General features: G+C 70.2%; 16 protein-coding genes. 6 read left to right on the plus strand and 10 right to left on the minus strand.

The genetic code is table 11. The features are described 5' to 3' along the window. Positions 1 to 38 precede the first annotated feature (38 nt). From LY40_RS04660 to LY40_RS04705, 10 genes are all read right to left on the minus strand, one after another. Positions 39 to 374: a cytidine deaminase-like protein gene (locus tag LY40_RS04660; RefSeq protein WP_183786629.1), complete on the minus strand. Its 336-nt coding sequence runs from the start codon at positions 372 to 374 to the stop codon at positions 39 to 41. Then, complete coding sequence (locus LY40_RS04665; RefSeq protein ID WP_183786630.1) at positions 367 to 1,701, minus strand: hemolysin family protein; 1,335 nt, start codon at positions 1,699 to 1,701, stop codon at positions 367 to 369. Before LY40_RS04665 ends, LY40_RS04660 begins: the two co-directional genes overlap by 8 nt. After that, positions 1,698 to 2,249 carry an rRNA maturation RNase YbeY gene (gene ybeY / locus LY40_RS04670; RefSeq protein ID WP_183786631.1) on the minus strand — a complete coding sequence of 184 codons (552 nt, stop codon included), beginning with the start codon at positions 2,247 to 2,249 and terminating at the stop codon, positions 1,698 to 1,700. Before ybeY ends, LY40_RS04665 begins: the two co-directional genes overlap by 4 nt. Beyond that, a complete protein-coding gene (locus LY40_RS04675; RefSeq protein ID WP_258936028.1) occupies positions 2,246 to 3,349 on the minus strand; it encodes a PhoH family protein in 1,104 nt (367 codons plus the stop codon). Before LY40_RS04675 ends, ybeY begins: the two co-directional genes overlap by 4 nt. Positions 3,350 to 3,489: 140 nt before the next feature. Then, positions 3,490 to 3,873 carry a histidine triad nucleotide-binding protein gene (locus tag LY40_RS04680; RefSeq protein WP_258936029.1) on the minus strand — a complete coding sequence of 128 codons (384 nt, stop codon included), beginning with the start codon at positions 3,871 to 3,873 and terminating at the stop codon, positions 3,490 to 3,492. Between the two features lie 310 nt (positions 3,874 to 4,183). Next, entirely contained in the window at positions 4,184 to 4,981 is a 798-nt protein-coding gene (locus tag LY40_RS04685; RefSeq protein ID WP_258936030.1) for a 16S rRNA (uracil(1498)-N(3))-methyltransferase, read from the minus strand. Between the two features lie 2 nt (positions 4,982 to 4,983). Beyond that, entirely contained in the window at positions 4,984 to 6,144 is a 1,161-nt protein-coding gene (gene dnaJ / locus LY40_RS04690) for a molecular chaperone DnaJ (protein WP_183786634.1), read from the minus strand. Between the two features lie 39 nt (positions 6,145 to 6,183). Then, positions 6,184 to 7,209 carry a heat-inducible transcriptional repressor HrcA gene (gene hrcA / locus LY40_RS04695; protein WP_183786635.1) on the minus strand — a complete coding sequence of 342 codons (1,026 nt, stop codon included), beginning with the start codon at positions 7,207 to 7,209 and terminating at the stop codon, positions 6,184 to 6,186. A gap of 108 nt (positions 7,210 to 7,317) precedes the next feature. After that, positions 7,318 to 8,817 carry a CoA-acylating methylmalonate-semialdehyde dehydrogenase gene (locus tag LY40_RS04700; protein WP_183786636.1) on the minus strand — a complete coding sequence of 500 codons (1,500 nt, stop codon included), beginning with the start codon at positions 8,815 to 8,817 and terminating at the stop codon, positions 7,318 to 7,320. A gap of 64 nt (positions 8,818 to 8,881) precedes the next feature. Then, complete coding sequence (locus LY40_RS04705) at positions 8,882 to 10,198, minus strand: aspartate aminotransferase family protein (RefSeq protein WP_258936031.1); 1,317 nt, start codon at positions 10,196 to 10,198, stop codon at positions 8,882 to 8,884. A 109-nt stretch (positions 10,199 to 10,307) separates the two neighbouring features. Between LY40_RS04705 and LY40_RS04710 the strand changes: the two genes are divergently transcribed. The 6 genes from LY40_RS04710 to LY40_RS04735 all read left to right on the plus strand — a co-directional run bounded on the left by LY40_RS04710 (position 10,308) and on the right by LY40_RS04735 (position 17,430). Next, on the plus strand, positions 10,308 to 11,963 hold the full coding sequence (locus LY40_RS04710; RefSeq protein ID WP_258936032.1) for a PucR family transcriptional regulator: 1,656 nt from the start codon (positions 10,308 to 10,310) through the stop codon (positions 11,961 to 11,963). 36 nt (positions 11,964 to 11,999) lie between these two features. Beyond that, positions 12,000 to 12,401 (plus strand): SSI family serine proteinase inhibitor, encoded by a 402-nt coding sequence (locus LY40_RS04715; protein ID WP_183786639.1) that lies wholly within the window; start codon positions 12,000 to 12,002, stop codon positions 12,399 to 12,401. Positions 12,402 to 12,598: 197 nt separating this feature from the next. After that, positions 12,599 to 14,215, plus strand: a complete 1,617-nt coding sequence (locus LY40_RS04720) for an NCS1 family nucleobase:cation symporter-1 (protein ID WP_183786640.1) — start codon at positions 12,599 to 12,601, stop codon at positions 14,213 to 14,215. Further along, positions 14,166 to 15,008 (plus strand): nitrilase-related carbon-nitrogen hydrolase, encoded by an 843-nt coding sequence (locus tag LY40_RS04725; protein WP_258936033.1) that lies wholly within the window; start codon positions 14,166 to 14,168, stop codon positions 15,006 to 15,008. The genes LY40_RS04720 and LY40_RS04725 overlap by 50 nt, the downstream gene beginning before the upstream one ends. 13 nt (positions 15,009 to 15,021) lie before the next feature. Further along, positions 15,022 to 16,419 carry a dihydropyrimidinase gene (gene hydA / locus LY40_RS04730; RefSeq protein ID WP_258936034.1) on the plus strand — a complete coding sequence of 466 codons (1,398 nt, stop codon included), beginning with the start codon at positions 15,022 to 15,024 and terminating at the stop codon, positions 16,417 to 16,419. Positions 16,420 to 16,431: 12 nt separating this feature from the next. Beyond that, positions 16,432 to 17,430, plus strand: a complete 999-nt coding sequence (locus LY40_RS04735; RefSeq protein ID WP_258936035.1) for a TIGR03842 family LLM class F420-dependent oxidoreductase — start codon at positions 16,432 to 16,434, stop codon at positions 17,428 to 17,430. The last annotated feature ends 121 nt before the right edge of the window (positions 17,431 to 17,551 follow it).

Below are 17,551 nucleotides of genomic sequence, written 5' to 3' on the forward strand. Positions count from 1 at the left end.
GCCACCGGTGTCGTCCCGGCCGCGACCGCCGCCAGCGGTCACCGGACGGTCTCCTGCACGTCCCCGGCGGCGTCGGCGCGCAGCACCGGCGCGTCGGCCGCCAGGTCACGCACCGCGTGCACCGATGTCTCAGCCACGAGCGGTTCCGCCGTCACCACGGCCGCCGCCTCGAGTCCCTCGGCCCCGCTCGACACCGCGGCCGCGACGGCGGCCTGCAGCGCGGTGAGCTTCAGCGACGGCAGGTCGATCGTTGCCGCCGCGTAGGTCCGCCCGTCGGTGTCGCGCACCGCGGCGCCCTCGGCGGCCTGGATCCGCGCCCTCGTCGAGCGGGCCAGAATGACGAGCTTCTCGTCCTCCGGGTCGAGGTCAGGCATGTTCGACGCTCCTATCGCTGTCACTCTCGTCGCTTCCGTTGGTGCGCTGCGGCCGGTCCGCGTTCTCGTCGGTGGAACGCACGACGACCGTCGTGATCCGCATCCGGCCGCGGCGATCCTTGCCGCCCTCGGCGCGCAGCCGCAACTCGCCGATCTCCGCCTCGGCACCGGGCAGCGGCACCCTTCCCAGCCGCTGCGCCATCAGTCCGCCGACCGTTTCGACGTCGTGATCGGACAGATCGACGTCGAACAGTTCGCTCAGGTCGTCGACACCCAACCGCGCCGACACCCGCACGGCGCCGTCGTCCAGCTCTTCGACGTCGGGGCGTTCCTCGGTGTCGGACTCGTCGGTGATGTCACCGACGATCTCCTCGAGGACGTCCTCGATGGTCAGCAACCCTGCCGTGCCACCGTACTCGTCGACCGCGATGACCAGGTGGTGCCGGGAGACCTGCATCTCTTTGAGCAGGCTGTCGAGGCGCTTCGAATCGGGCACGAACGCCGCCGGGCTCATCACCTCGGCCACCGAACGGGCGTTGCCGCCTGGGGACATCGAGGCGTGCACCAGATCCTTCAGGTTCACCACGCCGACGACGTCATCGGCCGTGTCACCGATCACCGGCAATCGTGTGAACCCGGTCCGCATCGACAGCGCCAGCGCCTGCCGCACGGTCTTGATCTGCTCGATCCACACGATCTCGGTGCGCGGCACCATCACCCCACGGGCCACGGTGTCGCCGAGTTCGAACACCGAGTGGATCATCTCCCGCTCGTCGGTCCCGACGACGCCCCGCTCCCCCGCGAGGTCGACGAGCTCGCGGAGTTCGGCCTCCGTGGTGAACGGGCCCTCGCGGAAGCCCTTGCCCGGTGTGATCGCATTGCCGACCGCGATGAGCAGCCTGCTCAGCGGCCCCAGCACCTTCCCCAGCACGCGCACCGGACCGGCCACCACCAGTCCGACGGGATAGGGATGCTGCCTGCCGATCGTGCGCGGGCCGACGCCGACCAGCACGTAGCTGACCACCACCATCACCACGCCCGCACCGGCGACGGCGAACCAGTCCTGCTGGAACCAGCGGATGCTGACGACCGTGACCAGGACCGTCGCCGTCAATTCGCACGCGAGCCGGAGCAGCATCAGCAGGTTGATGTGCCTGCTGCGTTCGCCGATGACGGCCACAAGCTGACGGGCACCGGTGCGGCCCGCGCGGACCATGCCCTCGGCACGGGCCTGCGACACAGCACTCACCGCGGAGTCCGCCGCGGCGAACACCCCGCCCAACAACACCAGCACGACGGCCAGCAGCAGGGCCGCGGTACTGCTCACGGCGTCTCCTGATCCGTCCCTCCGTCGAGCCCGGCCGCGCCGAGCAGACGGTCGTCGACGCTGCGCTGCGCCTCCCGGCGGGACGCCTCCAGCCGCGCCGCCTGGTAGTCGGCGAGGATGCGGTTCTGCAGGCCGAACATCTCGCGTTCCTCGGCGGGCTCGGCGTGGTCGTAGCCGAGCAGGTGCAGCGTGCCGTGGACGGTCAGCAGGTGCAGCTCGTCCATCAGCGAATGACCCGCCTTCTTGGCCTGGTCGCGCGCGAACGCCGGGCACAGCACGATGTCACCGAGCAGCGCCGAGGTGTCGTCCGGCGCGTCGGGCCTGCGCGTGCCCTCCATCTCGTCCATGGGGAACGCCATGACGTCGGTCGGGCCCGGCAGGTCCATCCACCGTTCGTGGAGGTCCTCCATCACGTCGAGGTTCACCAGCAGCACCGACAGCTCGGCGAGCGGGCTCACCTCCATCTGGTCCAGTGCGAACCGGGCGGCCGACACGATCGACTCCTCGTCGACCCCGACCCCGGACTCGTTGGCGATCTCGATACTCACGCGCGATCCTCGTTGTGCTTGCCGTTGCCCGCAGCCCCGTCACGGCCCCCGCCGGCACCGCGGCCGTCCGCAGCAGCGGCCCCGGACGCCTCGCCGGCCGCGGCGTCCTGCGTGGCCTGCCACTTCTCGTAGGCGTCCACGATGTCGCCGACGAGCTTGTGCCGCACGACGTCGGTGCTGGTCAGGGTGGAGAAGTGCAGGTCGTCGACCCCGTCGAGGATCTCGCGCACGATCCGCAGTCCGCTGCGCTGGCCTCCCGGCAGGTCGACCTGGGTGATGTCGCCGGTCACGACGACCTTCGAGCCGAACCCGAGCCGGGTCAGAAACATCTTCATCTGCTCGGGCGTGGTGTTCTGGGCCTCGTCGAGAATGACGAAGGCATCGTTGAGGGACCGGCCGCGCATGTAGGCGAGCGGGGCGATCTCTATGGTGCCCGCCTGCGTGAGACGCGGGATCGACTCGGGATCGACCATGTCGTGCAGCGCGTCGTACAGCGGTCGCAGGTACGGATCGATCTTCTCGTTGAGCGTTCCCGGCAGATAGCCGAGCCGCTCCCCCGCCTCGACGGCCGGGCGCGTGAGAATGATGCGGTTGACCTGCTTCGCCTGCAGTGCCTGGACGGCCTTCGCCATGGCCAGATACGTCTTGCCGGTACCGGCAGGCCCGATGCCGAACACGATCGTGTGCTGGTCGATGGCCTCGACGTAACGCTTCTGGTTCAGCGTCTTCGGCCGGATGGTGCGCCCGCGCCGGGACACGATGTCCATGCTCAGGACCTCGGCAGGCGACTCCGCATTACCCGCCGACAGCATGCCGACGGTGCGGCGCACCGCGTCCGGGCCGAGCGGCTGTCCTTTGGAGGCCAGGGTGACGAGTTCACTCAGCGCCCGCTCGGCGAAGGCGATCTCGCCGGGCTCGCCGGTCAGCGTGACCTCGTTGCCCCGTACGTGCACATCGGCGTCGAGCAGCTCCTCGATGACGCGCAGGTTCTCATCGCTCGACCCGAGCAGCGCCAGCGTTGCCGCGTCGGGAATCGGGAACTTCGAGCGCGCCTGGGTGCCGCCGCTGTCGGGGGTCTGCTGCGGAACGGTTCCGGCCACGTGGCCTCTGGCCTGCCTTCTGCACTCATCGTGCCGATCGATAACGGATGTCTGCCTGTCATGCTAACGGCCGCACCGGCACGTGGGCGCCCGGATTCTCGGCTCCCCCGCGCCCTGTGGCGCCCTCACCCACGTCGACGTCAGTCGTCGTCGGCCTCGTCCCGGTAACGCCCGAAGAAGCCGAGCTGTTCCCCGCCCAGCACGTGAGCGTGCACGTGGAAGACGGTCTGCCCTGCATCGGCACCGGTGTTGAACACGACGCGGTAGCCGCTGTCGACCAGACCGTCGAGTTCGGCGACACGGTGCGCGGTGGCGATCACGTCGGCGAGCAGCGCCGGATCGGCGGCCGCGAGCTCACCCACGTTGCGGTACCGCGTCTTCGGCACGACGAGCACGTGCGTGTCCGCCTGCGGGGAGATGTCGCGGAACGCCATTGTGGTGGCCGTTTCGTGGACGATGTCGGCCGGGATCTCGCGCGCGATGATCCGTTCGAACAGGGTTTCCGACGGGTCGGACTCAGTCATGGCGGGAACTGTAGCGGTCGGGACACAGCGGGTGGGGACCGGAGAGCGGGGAGGCCTGCGGCGCGCCGAAAAGCACCGCACCGTGGGGACCGGGATGATCCGGTGACCGAAACACCGCGGCGCAGGTGGAACGTGGGGGACGCGCGCCACCCGCGCCGCGGCTCCGCCGGGCCGAGGGGGAGGTGCCCGGCGTGGTCTCGACGAATCGGCCGCATGCAGGGGATCCGGCCGATCGTTAACCAGCGTAACTGTTTCTCCGCGAACGAGCGACCACGGTGACCGCTCGTCGTCGCCGTGTCTCGGTGAGCGGTCACCACCGTGCGGTCAGCGCGCCGAGCGTGCCGAGCGCCACCGCGCCCGCGGTCGACGTCCGCAGCACGGTCGGACCGAGCCGCACCCCGATCGCGCCGGCGCGGGTGAGCGCCGTCAGCTCCTCGCCGGTGACTCCGCCTTCCGGACCGACGATCAGGTACAGCTCGCCGCGTTCCGGCAGCGACACGTCCTTCAACCCCGTCTCGGCCGTGGCCTCGAGCAGGTACCCGCCGTCGGCCTCGGCCACGAGTGCGGCCAGACCGGCCGTGTCGACCGGCTCGGGCACCTCGGGCACCCGGCCGCGCCGCGCCTGTTTCGCCGCCGAGCGGGCGGCCGTGCGCCAACGGGCGAGCGCCTTCGCGCCCCGCGGGCCGTCGTCCCAGCGCGCGACGCTGCGGGCGGCGCGCCACGGCAGCACCGCGTCCGCCCCGGCCTCGGTGGCCAGTTCGACGGCGAGCTCACCGCGATCGCCTTTCGCCAGCGCCTGCACGATGGTGACGCGCAGCTCCGGCGGCGGATCCGCACGCCTGCCGCGGACCGTGACCTCGAGCGACGGGTGCCTGCCCGGCGCGACCGCGTCGACGACGCAGTCGGCGAGCCCGCCGGCACCGTCCGAGAGCGTCAGCCGCTCGCCTGCGCGCGTGCGGCGCACGGTGACCGCGTGCCGCGCCTCCTCGCCGTCGAGCACGGCGTGCTCCCCCGGAGGGAGCGCGTCGACCAGGAACACCGGCGGTGTCGACTCCGGTTCCGGCGCGTGCCGGCCGGTGTCACCGCCGGCGTCGTCACCGCCGGTCACGGTCACTTCTTGGCGCGCAGCTTGGAGAACAGCCCGCCGCGGTGGGCACTGCTGCCCGCGAGCTCGGGCGCCTCCTCGCCGCGCAGCTTCGCCAGCTGCCGCAGCAGCTCAGCCTGCTCGTCATCCACCTTCGACGGCACGACGACGTCGACGTGCACATGCAGGTCGCCACGGCCGTCGACACGGCCGGACGACCGGAGCCGCGGCATACCCTTGCCGGTGAACACCAGCTCGGTCTCCGGCTGCGTGCCCGGTTCGATCTCGACGTCCACCTCGCCGTCGATGAGCGTCTCGAGCGGCACGGACGCGCCGAGCGCAGCGCTGGTCATCGGAATCCGCAGCCGGCAGTGCAGGTCGTTGCCCTGGCGCTCGAAGACCTCGTTCGGCTCTTCGTCGACCTCGACGTAGAGATCACCCGCGGGGCCGCCGCCCGGGCCGACCTCACCCTGCCCGGACAGCCGGATGCGCATGCCGTCGCCGACACCGGCGGGGATCTTGGCGGTGACGTTGCGCCGGGCGCGCACCCGGCCGTCGCCGCTGCACTTGCGGCACGGATCGGTGATCGTCTCGCCGAGGCCCTGGCACGCGGGGCACGGCCGCGCCGTGACGACCTGACCCAGGAACGAGCGCTGCACCGACTGCACCTCGCCCTGGCCACCGCAGGTGTCGCAGGTGGCCACCGAGCCGTTCTCGCCCATACCGGCACCGCGGCACTCGTCGCACAGCACGGCCGTGTCGACGGCGATCTCCTTGTCGATACCCGTCGCGCACTCTTCGAGCGTCAGCCGCAGCCGGATCAGCGCGTCCGAACCGGGCTGGACCCGGCTGCGCGGTCCCCGGCCCCGGCCGCCACCCGCAGCCGCGCCGAAGAAGGCGTCCATGATGTCGCCCAGTCCGCCGAAGCCGCCGAACGGATCGCCGCCGCCACGGGCGCCGCCCGCGCCGCCGTCCATCGGGTCGCCGCCCAGGTCGACGACCTTGCGCTTCTGGGGGTCGGACAGCACCTCGTAGGCGGTCGTGACCTCGCCGAACTTCTGTTGCGCGTCCTCGGACGGGTTGACGTCGGGGTGCAACTCACGCGCGAGCTTGCGGTAGGCCCGCTTGATCTCCTGGTCGCTCGCGTCTTTCGACACGCCCAGAGTTCCGTAGTAGTCCCTCGCCACCGTTTCGACGTCCTCCTAGTACCGCACCTGAAACCGGGGTCAGCCGCCGGCCAGGATCCGGCCCACGTAATTGGCCACCGCGCGTACCGCGGCGATCGTCCCGGGGTAGTCCATCCGTGTCGGACCGACCACGCCCATGCCACCCAGCAACAGATCGTCGGACCCGTACCCGATCGACACGACCGAGGTGCTCCGCATCTGCGCGTCCTCATTCTCCTCACCGATGCGCACCGTCACCGAACCGGGGTTGCGGGCGGCCGCCAGCAGCTTCAGCACGACGACCTGTTCCTCGAGCGCTTCGAGGACCTCTCGCAGCGAATCGGGGAAGTCCGCGACGTTGTTGGTCAGGTTCGCCGTGCCGCCGAGCACGAGCCGGTCCTCGGGGTCCTCGACCAGCGACTCGACCAGCGTCGTCGCGACCCTGGTCATGACGTCGCGGAGCTCCGGCGGGCCCTGTTCGGGCAGGTCCGACACCTTCGCCGCCGCGTCCGCCAGTTTACGGCCGGCCAGCGCGTTGTTGAGCTGGTCGCGCAGCAGCGCCACGGAGTCCTCGGCGACGACATCGCCGAGGTCGACGTTGCGCTGGTCGACCCGGCCGGTGTCGGTGATCAGCACCAGCATCAGCCGCGCCGACGTGAGCGGCACCACCTCGACGTGCCGCACGGTCGAGTTGGTCAGTGTCGGGTACTGCACGACGGCGACCTGGCGCGTCAGCTGGGCCAGCAGCCGCACCGACCGGCGCAGCACGTCGTCCAGGTCGCTCGCACCGTCGAGGAACCGGTGGATCGCCCTGCGCTCGGCTGTGGAGAGCGGCTTGATCTCCGAGAGCCGGTCGACGAACAGCCGGTACCCCTTGTCGGTGGGGATCCGGCCCGCGCTGGTGTGCGGCTGCGTGATGTAGCCGTCCTCCTCCAGCGTGGCCATGTCGTTGCGCACCGTGGCGCTGGACACGCCGAGGTTGTGCCGGTCGACCAGGGCCTTGGAACCGACCGGTTCCTGTTCGGACACGTAGTCGGCGACGATCGCGCGCAGCACCTCGAACCGTCGCTCGTCAGCGCTGGCCACCAAGCACCTCCTCACCCGTCGGGACCGGCCGCCCCGGCGGGCGCCGCCCGCCGGGGTCACCGGAGCCTCTCACCCGACGAGTTTACGGGCCACGCGCCGGCGAGCGGGTCACGTGTTGCCGGGGAACCGCAGGTTGACACCGCCGGCCGCGGCGGTCGACGGGGACGGCCAGCGCGAGGTGACGACCTTGCGGCGGGTGTAGAAGTGGAAACCCTCGGGGCCGTAGGCGTGACTGTCGCCGAACAGCGAGTCCTTCCACCCGCCGAAGCTGTAGTAGCCGACCGGCACCGGGATGGGCACGTTGACGCCGACCATGCCGACCTCGACCTCCCGCGTGAACCGGCGGGCGGCGGCGCCGTCGCCGGTGAACACGGCGGTGCCGTTGCCGTAGTGACCGGCGTTGATCAGCTCCAGCGCCGCGTCCAGCGATTCGGCCCGCACCACCGACAGCACCGGGCCGAAGATCTCGTCGGTGTAGATCGACATCTCCGGCCGGACGTGGTCGAACAGGGTCGGCCCGAGCCAGAATCCGTCCCCGTCGATGCCGGGCTCACGGCCGTCGACGGCGAGGGTGGCCCCCGCCTGGGCCCCGGCGTCGACGTAGGAGGCGACCCGCTCGCGATGTGCGGCCGTCACCAGCGGTCCCATCTCCGAGTCCGGGTCGCGGCCGTCGCCGACGCGCAGCCTGCGCATCCGCTCGGTGATCTTCGCCACGAGCTCGTCGCCGATCGGGTCGACGGCCACGACGACCGACACGGCCATGCACCGTTCCCCCGCCGAGCCGAAGCCGGCCGACACGGCGGCGTCGGCGGCACCGTCGAGGTCCGCGTCGGGCAGTACGGCCATGTGGTTCTTCGCACCACCCAGGGCCTGACAGCGCTTGCCCGCAGCGGTGGCCTTCTCGTAGACGTAGCGCGCGATCGGGGTGGAGCCCACGAACGATACGGCCGCCACCTCGGGGTGCTCGAGCACCGCGTCGACCGCCGTCTTGTCGCCGTGGACGACGTTCAGCACACCGTCGGGCAGGCCCGCCTCGGCGAGCAGCTCGGCGATCAGCAGCGACGCCGAGGGATCCTTCTCGCTGGGCTTGAGGACGACGGTGTTGCCGCAGGCGATCGCGCCCGGCACGAACCACAGCGGCACCATCGCCGGGAAGTTGAACGGCGAGATCACGCCGACGACCCCGAGCGGCTGGGCCGTGGAGTGCACGTCGACACCCGTCGAGGCGTTCTCGCTGAACTCACCTTTCAGCAGTTGCGGTGCACTGCAGGCGTATTCGACGTTCTCCAGTGCCCGTGCGACCTCGCCAGCGGCGTCGGAGACGACCTTGCCGTGCTCGGCGGTGATCAGCCGGGCGAGCTCGTCCTGCCGCTGCGCGAGCAGCTCGCGGAACCGGAACAGCACCCGACCGCGGCCGGCGAGCGAGGTGTCGCGCCACGCGGGGAAGGCGGCGGCTGCGGCACGCACGGCCTCGCCGACCTCGGCGGGCCCCGCGAAGTCCACCGAGGCCCGAACGCTGCCGGTGGCCGGGTCGTACACCTCCCCCGTGCGCTCGGCGGTTCCGTTCCACGGCTTGCCCGCGATCCGGTGGGTGATGTGCTCGGTCACGACGTACTCCTCGGCGTTCGATGCGATCGGGTGGACGGTGCGAGCCGGTGGGCGGCCGGTGAGCTCAGACGGCGGCGATCGACTCGCCGAGGATGCCGAGCGCCTCGGTGGTCTCCTCGTCGGCGAGCGTCATCGGCGGGGCGAGGCGCAGCACGTTGCCGTGCAGTCCGCCCTTGCCGATGAGCAGGCCGCGCGCCTTGGTCTCCTCCAGGACCCTGCCCGCAGCGGCCGGGTCCGGTTCGTCGCCGCCTGGCCGCACCAGTTCGATCCCGATCATCAGGCCCTTGCCCCGGACGTCGCCGACGAGGGCGTACCTGCCCTGGATGTCCCGCAGGCCGGCCATCAGCGCCGCGCCCTGTTTCGCGGCGTTGCCCTGCAGGTCGTGGTCGAGCACGTACTCGAGGGTCGCCTGCGCTCCCGCCGTGGCGATCGGGTTGCCGCCGAACGTGGAGATCGAGTTCGCCCCGAGGCAGTCCATGACCTCGCCGCGGGCGACGACACCGCCGATGGCCAGGCCGTTGCCCAGCCCCTTGGCGAACGTCATGATGTCCGGCGTCACGCCGTGCGCGTCGATGCCCCAGAAGTGTTCGCCGGTGCGGCCCCAACCGGTCTGGACCTCGTCGGAGATCAGCAGGATGCCGTGCTCGTCGAGCACCTCCTTGAACGCGCCGAACAGGCCGTCGGGCGGCGTGGCGAAACCGCCGACGCCCTGGATCGGCTCGGCGATGAGCGCCGCCACGTCACCGGAGGTGGTCGTGCGCAGTACGTCGCGCAGATCCTCGGTGCAGGCCTCGATGTAGCCGGCGTCGTCGAATCCGGAGAACGGACCGCGGTAGCGGTAGCCACCGTGCACGTAGCTGACCTTCACCGGGGAGAGCGAACTCGCCGACCACCCGCGGTTGCCGGTGATGCCGACCGTGCCGAACGCCCTGCCGTGGTACGAGTTGCGCAACGCCAGGATCTGGTTGCTGCGCCGGTACTGCGTGGCCAGCATCAGCGCGGTCTCGTTCGCCTCCGTGCCGGAGTTGGTGAAGAACACCTTCGCGTCCGGGATGCCCGACAGCTCGGCGATGCGCTCGGCGAGTTCGACCTGCTTGCGGATCAGATACAGCGTCGAGGTGTGCAGCACGCCCGAGTCGAGCTGCCGGCGCACGGCGTCGGAGATCTCGGCCACGTCGTAGCCGATCGCGTTGGTGAGGATGCCGGCGAAGAAGTCGAGGTAGGTCCGGCCGTCGCCGTCGGTGACCCGCCTGCCGTCGGCGCTCACGATCTCGATCGGCTCGTCGTAGTAGAGGGACAGCCAGCTCGGCAGCACGGCACGGTGACGGTCGAGCAGGGGGCGGTCGGGCGGGTGGCTTCGCGACAGGTCCGGTTCCGTCATGCCTCCGAGTTTCGGCGCGCGCCGTGCACCGAGGCCACACACAATCTGTACGGACTCCCCTCGGGGCCCGTACAGTCTGCCGTTCCGGCAGGTCCCTCGCGGAGGTGACATGTACCCGACGGTCGGCGACGTACTCGCACTGCCCGTGATGCGGCAGGGCGGGCCCCACGTCGTGGCGGGCGCCGACGGTCTCGACACCCCGGTGCGATGGGTCCACGTCGCCGAGATCGCCGAGATCGCCCCGCTGTTGAAAGGCGGCGAGCTGGTGCTCACCACCGGGGTCGCGCTGCCGGACGACGACGCGACGCTGGCTCGGTACGTCGACGACCTGGCCGCCGTCGGCGTGGCGGGCGTGGTCGTGGAGCTCGTGCGGCACTGGCACCACCGGCTGCCGCAGGCGCTGGTCGTCGCGGCGGACAAGCACCGGCTGCCGCTGGTGACGTTGTCGCGGGAGACGCGGTACGTGACGGTGACCGAGACGGTGAACGGGCTCATCGTCGACGCCCAGGTCGACGAACTGCGGGCCGCGGCTCAGGTGCACGAGACGTTCACCGAGCTCACCGTCTCCGGCGCGGAACCGCAGGTGGTGCTGCGCGAGGTGGCGCGCCTGACCGGGCACGCCGTGGTGCTGGAAACGCTCAGCCACGAGGTGTTGGCCTACGACGCGGCGGGCGCGGACCCGGCCGAGCTGCTGGCCGACTGGAAGCAGCGCTCACGCCGGGTGCGGACCGGCGAACGCACCGGATACGACCGCGCCTCGGGCAGGCTGGTGGCCATCGTGGGCGCCCGCGGGCGCGACTGGGGACGGCTGGTGCTGCTGTGCGGGGAGCAGCCGCCGCACCGGCACGTCGTGGTGGCCGAACGTGCCGCGTCGGCACTCGCCGTGCACCACCTGCTGGCCGCCGGTGGCGACAGTCTGGAGCGGCAGGCCCACCGTGACGTGCTCCGGCAACTGCTCGCCACACCGTCGACGGTCACCCCGCTCGCCGAGCTGGTCGCGCGCGCCGAAGCGCTGCACGTGCCGCTGACCGGCCACCGCCTGATCGGCGCCGCGATCCGGCCGCGGCTGTCGGACCTGCCCGGCCCGCCTGCGGCGGCGTCGACCGGGCCACTGTTGCGCGACCTCGCGGAGGCGACGGCACTGGCGACCCGCCGGGCGCGCGCGGCCGCGCTGGTCGCCGACCTCGACGGCATCGGCGTCCATGTACTGCTGGCACTTTCGCCCCGGGCCGACACGGACGCGGTACTGCGCCGTCTTGCCGGCGAGGTGCGGCAGGCGAAGCAGGCGGTGCCGCTCGTGCTGGCCGTCGGCACCGCCGTGGACCGGCCCGCCGACGCCGGTCGCAGCCTCGCCGAGGCCGGGCACGTCGCCTCGGCGGCGCTGCACCGCGACGAGAATCCGCCCGGCGGCTATCACCGGCTCGACGACGTGCGGCTGCACGGTCTGCTGCATCTGCTCTCGGACGACGACCGACTGGGCGCTTTCGCCCGGCGCGAGCTCGGCCCGTTGCTGGCGAAGGACGCGGCGACCGGCAGCCGCCTCGTCGAAGCGCTGCGCCGGTTCTGCGACCACGGCGGCAACAAGTCGGCGGCGGCCGCGGCGGCACACACCTCACGGACGGCGTACTACCAGCAATTGGCGCGCATCGAAGCGGCGCTGAACGTCTCGCTCGAGGACCCGGAGTCCCTCGTCTCACTGCATGTCGCCCTGCTGATCCACGACGTACTCACCCCATCGGGCGATAACAACCACTCGACGGAGTAGCACAGTCGACCCCGCGGGCCTGCCGATAGGGAGGGCATGCGTACGTTCAGCGCCCGCCTGTCCCGGACCCTGACCACCGCCGCGTGCACGTTCGCCGTGCTCGGACTGGGCAGCCAGGCGACCGCCGCACCGCCGGAATCGTCCTTGACCCTGTCGTTGCATCACAACGATGGCGCGGTCGCCATCACGCAGCTGCTCTGCGACCCGGCGGGAGGGTCACACCCGGCCAGCGCCCAGGCCTGCGCGGCGCTCGACGACGCCGGTGGCGAGCCCGCGGCTCTCGAAGCCGTGCGACCCGGCACCGCATGCCCGATGATCCACGCGCCGGTGCGTGCCTCGGCCCACGGGCACTGGCGCGGCGAGCCGGTGCACTTCACCACGACCTACAACAACGCGTGTCTCGCCGACGTCGAGTCCGGCGGTGTGTTCGGGTTCTGACTCCCTCCCGGAGGCCGCCGTCGCCACCGGCATCCGCGGTGGCGATCGGACCCGGTATTCTCATTTCTCCACGGTTTCGTGCGTGATATCGGCCGGGTTTCCCCGAGCGGCGCAATCGACATTCTGTTGCCGCGGTCACACATCTTTGAACACTCTGCCAATCCCTGCCGTCACGCCACGGCGCGCACGATGCGCCAATGGCGTCGACGACCGCACAACTCCGCCACCCGGACGGTCGGGTGGAACTACGCGATGCGTCGTCACTTCACGGAAGCCGGTTCTTCAACGACGAACTAGCCCCGGTACCCGTCGAGCGACGAACCTGGACCACCTACAACTACTTCGCGTTGTGGAACGGAATGGCCTTCAACCTTCCGTCCTATCTGCTCGCGTCCGGCCTGATCGCCATCGGCATGAACTGGGTGCAGGCCTTCATGACGATCGCGATCGGCAATGTGATCGTTCTCGTGCCGATGCTGCTCAACAGCCACGCGGGAACGAAATACGGTATTCCGTTCCCCGTCTTCGCCCGGGCGTTTTTCGGTGTTCGCGGCGCGAATCTGGCCGCGCTGCTGCGCGGGCTCGTGGCCTGTGGCTGGTTCGGCATCCAGACCTGGGTCGGCGGCCAGGCCGTCTTCGTCATCCTCGGCAAACTGTTCGGTGACGGCTGGACCGGCGCCGCGGAGTTCTACGACCAGCCGTGGACCCTGTGGCTGTGCTTCGCCGCGTTCTGGGCGCTGCAGATGGCGATCATCTGGCGCGGCATGGAGGCCATCAAACGGCTCGAGAGCTGGGCCGCACCGCTGGTCACCGTCGGTTTCGTGATCCTGCTGATCTGGATCCTCATCAAGGCCGGCGGTTTCGGCCCGATCTTCTCGCAGGAGTCGCAGCTGGGCTGGGGCGCGGAGTTCTGGGCGGTGTTCGCGCCGTCGCTGACCGGCATGATCGCCTTCTGGGCGACGCTGTCGTTGAACATGCCGGACTTCACGCGGTTCGGGCAGGGCCAGCGGAAACAGGCGTGGGGGCAGGTGCTCGGGCTGCCGACCACGATGTCGTTCATCGCGATCATGTCGATCATGATCACCTCGGGCGGCATGGTGGTCTACGGCGAGGCCATCTGGGACCCCGTCGAACTGGCCAGCCGGTTCGACTCGCCGATCGTGGTGATCGCCGCACTCCTCGGCATCGTGCTCGCCACGATCACCACCAACCTGGCGGCGAACACGGTCAGCCCCTCCTACGACTTCTCCAACGCGTTCCCGCGCAGGATCAGCTTCCGCATGGGCGGGCTGATCACCGGCGTCATCGGCGTCGTGATCCAGCCGTGGCGGCTCATCTCCGATCCGAACATCTACATCTACGCCTGGCTGGGCTTCTACGGCGGCGTGCTCGCCACGACCGCAGGAGTGCTCGCCGCGGGGTACTGGGTCCAGGCACGCCGAACGCTGTCGCTGACCGATCTGTTCGCCGACGGCGGCGGACGCTACTGGTTCACGGGCGGCTGGAACTGGCGCGCCCTCGCGGCGACTGTCATCGGTGCGGTCTTCGCCGTCGGCGGGGCGTACTCCGCGCCGGGCGAGGGGCCCTTCCCCGCCGACGGGCTCATCCCGATTCTTCAGCCCCTCTACGACTACAGCTGGATCGTCGGCCTCGTGGTCGCGTTCCTGGCATTCCTCGCGCTCTCGCTGCCCGGTGGCGGCGGGTCGAACAACCCGACCTCGGACAACCCCAAGTCGCACAACCCGATTCCGGAGGAGGAAACAGGTGAACGAAGTGGTGAGGGCCGCCCTGGTCCAGCAGCGGTGGACCGGTGACAAGGATTCGATGATCCAGGCGTCCGTCGACGCCATCGCCTCGGCGGCCTCGCAGGGCGCGCAGGTGGTGTGCCTGCAGGAACTGTTCTACGGACCCTACTTCTGCCAGGTACAGGACACCGAGTACTACTCCTACACCGAAGCGGTTCCCGACGGCCCGACGACCCGGCTCATGCAGGAGGTGGCCGAACGGCACGGCATCGTGGTCGTCGCCCCGATGTACGAGCAGGAGCAGCCAGGCTTGCTGTACAACACGGCAGCGGTGATCGACGCGGACGGCACCTATCTCGGCAAGTACCGCAAGAACCACATTCCCCAGGTGAAGGGATTCTGGGAGAAGTTCTACTTCCGTCCCGGCAACACGGGCTATCCGGTGTTCGACACGGCCGTGGGGCGCATCGGGGTGTACATCTGTTACGACCGGCACTTCCCGGAGGGCTGGCGGGCGTTGGGCCTGGCGGGCGCGAAGATCGTGTTCAACCCGTCGGCGACGAGCCGCGGCCTGTCGCAGTACCTCTGGCGGCTCGAGCAGCCCGCCGCGGCGGTGGCCAACGAGTACTACGTCGGCGCGATCAACCGGGTCGGCGTGGAACCGTTGGGCGACAACGATTTCTACGGCCAGACCTATTTCGCCGACCCGCGGGGACAGCTGGTCGGTGACGCGGCCTCGGACACCGACGACGAGGTCGTCGTGCGTGACCTGGACATGGGCAAGCTCGCCGAGGTGCGGAACCTGTGGGCGTTCTACCGCGACCGTAGGCCCGACTCGTACGACACGCTGGTGAAACCCTGAGGAGGCCGATCCGATGCGCACTCTGATCCGCGGCGGCACCGTGCTCAGCAGCACCGGTGCCGTGACCGCCGACGTCCTCGTCGACGGCGAGACGATCGCCGCCGTGACCGCCCCGGGCATGCTGGCCGGGCAGAACGTGGAGGTCGACACCGAGTTCGACGCCACGGGCAAGTACGTCATGCCGGGCGGGATCGACGCCCACACGCACATGGAGATGCCGTTCGGGGGCACGTTCTCGGCCGACACGTTCGAGACGGGAACCCGTGCCGCCGCGTGGGGCGGAACGACGACGATCATCGACTTCGCCGTCCAGCCCAAGGGCAGTTCCCTGTTGTCCACACTGGACAACTGGCACGAGAAGGCCGACGGCGACTGTGCCGTCGACTACGGTTTCCACATGATCGTCTCCGACGTCAACGACGCGACGCTCAAGGAGATGGAGTCGTGCGTGGCCGCCGGGGTGAGCAGCTTCAAGATGTTCATGGCCTATCCCGGGGTGTTCTACTCGACCGACGGCGAGATCCTGCGCGCGATGAACAAGGCGGCCGACATCGGCGGCACGATCGCGATGCACGCCGAGAACGGCATCGCGATCGACGAACTCGTCGCCCGCGCGCTCGCCGAGGGCAGGAGCGAGCCGTACCAACACGGTGTTACCCGTCCCCCGGAGCTGGAGGGCGAAGCGACGTCGCGTGCGATCACCCTCGCCAAGGTCACCGGGTCACCGCTGTACATCGTGCACCTGTCGGCCGCACAGGCACTCTCGGCCGTGGCCGAGGCGCGGGACGAGGGGCAGAACGTCTTCGCCGAGACGTGCCCGCAGTATCTGTACCTGTCCATCGAGGACCTCGGAAAGCCCGATTTCGGAGGAGCCAAGTACGTCGCCTCTCCCCCGCTGCGCGAGAAGCACCACCAGCCCGACCTGTGGCGGGGCCTGCGTACCAACGACCTGTCGGTGGTCTCCACCGACCACTGCCCGTTCTGCTTCAAGGACCAGAAGGAGCTCGGGCGCGGCGACTTCACCAAGATCCCGAACGGCATGCCCGGTGTCGAGCACCGCATCGACCTGCTGCACCAGGGTGTGGTGGCCGGCGAGATCTCCCTGGCCCGCTGGGTCGAAGCGTGTTCGACGACGCCGGCCCGCATGTTCGGGTTGTATCCCCGCAAGGGCGTGATCGCACCGGGCGCCGACGCCGACATCGTCGTCTACGACCCGGCGGCCGAGCAGACCATCTCGGCCGAGACGCATCACATGAACGTCGACTACTCCGCATACGAGGGCATGACGGTCACCGGCCGGTGCGAGACCGTGCTCTCCCGCGGCAGCGTCGTGGTCGACCGCGGCACCTACCACGGCCGAGCGGGACACGGCCGGTTCCTCGAACGCGACCTGTGCCAGTACCTGAACTGAGAGGAGCCGGGTGTGGACTTCGGAGTGGTGCTGCAGACCGATCCGCCCGCGCGGGACGTCGTGCGGCTGGCTGGCCTGGCCGAGGACGAGGGTTTCCGCTACGGGTGGACGTTCGACTCGGTGGTGCTGTGGCAGGAACCGTTCGTCATCTATTCGCAGATCCTCGCCGCGACGTCGTCGATGACGGTCGGGCCGATGGTGACCAGCCCCGGTACGCGGGACTGGTCGGTGCTGGCCTCACTGTTCGCGACGCTCAACGAGATGTACGGCAACCGCACGGTGTGCGGCATCGGCCGCGGCGATTCGGCGCACCGCGTCATCGGCAAACCTCCGTCCACATTGGCCACCCTCCGCGACTGTATGGCTACCGTGAAGGATCTGGCCGAGGGCCGCGAGACGACCCTGCACGACACCGCGGTGCGCATACCGTGGGTGTCGGGCGGCAGGCTGGAGATGTGGATGGCCGGTTACGGGCCGAAGGCGCTGCAAACGGTCGGACAACACGCCGACGGTTTCATCCTGCAGTGCGCGGACCCGGCCATCGCACGGTGGACGATCGGTGCCGTGCGCGACGCGGCGAGCGCCGCGGGCCGTGATCCGGAGGGCATCACGATCTGTGTCGCTGCTCCAGCCTACGTCGGCGACAACGTGGCGCACCAACGGGAGCAGTTGCGCTGGTTCGGCGGCATGGTCGGCAACCATGTGGCCGACCTCGTCGCACGCTACGGCGACTCGGGGCCCGTGCCGAAGGAGCTGACCGACTACATCGCGGCGCGGGACGGGTACGACTACGCCCATCACGGTCGCGCCGGCAACCCGTCGACGGATTTCGTACCGGACGAGATCGTCGAGCGATTCTGCCTGACCGGTCCCGCCGAGGCCCATGTCCGGCGACTGGAGGAACTCGCCGAGCTGGGTGTCGACCAGTTCGCCGTCTACCTCATGCACGACCGGCGCGAGGAGACACTGCGAGCCTACGGCCGCGACGTCATCGGCAAGCTCGCCGCATGATCACAACGGCGGTGTTCCGGTGGTTCGGCCGCCGGAACACCGGCCGGCCACGTCTCGACCGGACGCGACCGCTGCCGTCGGCATCGTGGCCGCCGTCCGGCCCACGATCCGGGCCCGCCGT

Origin of the sequence: Prauserella salsuginis, from assembly GCF_024648885.1 — a bacterium.
GTDB lineage: Bacteria > Actinomycetota > Actinomycetes > Mycobacteriales > Pseudonocardiaceae > Prauserella > Prauserella salsuginis.

Coding starts and splice junctions, on each gene's coding strand:
- LY40_RS04720 (WP_183786640.1), top strand. CDS start 12,599: ATGGCGTCGACGACCGCACAACTCCGCCACCCGGACGGTCGGGTGGAA.
- LY40_RS04710 (WP_258936032.1), top strand. CDS start 10,308: ATGTACCCGACGGTCGGCGACGTACTCGCACTGCCCGTGATGCGGCAG.
- LY40_RS04660 (WP_183786629.1), bottom strand. CDS start 374: ATGCCTGACCTCGACCCGGAGGACGAGAAGCTCGTCATTCTGGCCCGC.
- hydA (WP_258936034.1), top strand. CDS start 15,022: ATGCGCACTCTGATCCGCGGCGGCACCGTGCTCAGCAGCACCGGTGCC.
- LY40_RS04715 (WP_183786639.1), top strand. CDS start 12,000: ATGCGTACGTTCAGCGCCCGCCTGTCCCGGACCCTGACCACCGCCGCG.
- LY40_RS04705 (WP_258936031.1), bottom strand. CDS start 10,198: ATGACGGAACCGGACCTGTCGCGAAGCCACCCGCCCGACCGCCCCCTG.
- LY40_RS04680 (WP_258936029.1), bottom strand. CDS start 3,873: ATGACTGAGTCCGACCCGTCGGAAACCCTGTTCGAACGGATCATCGCG.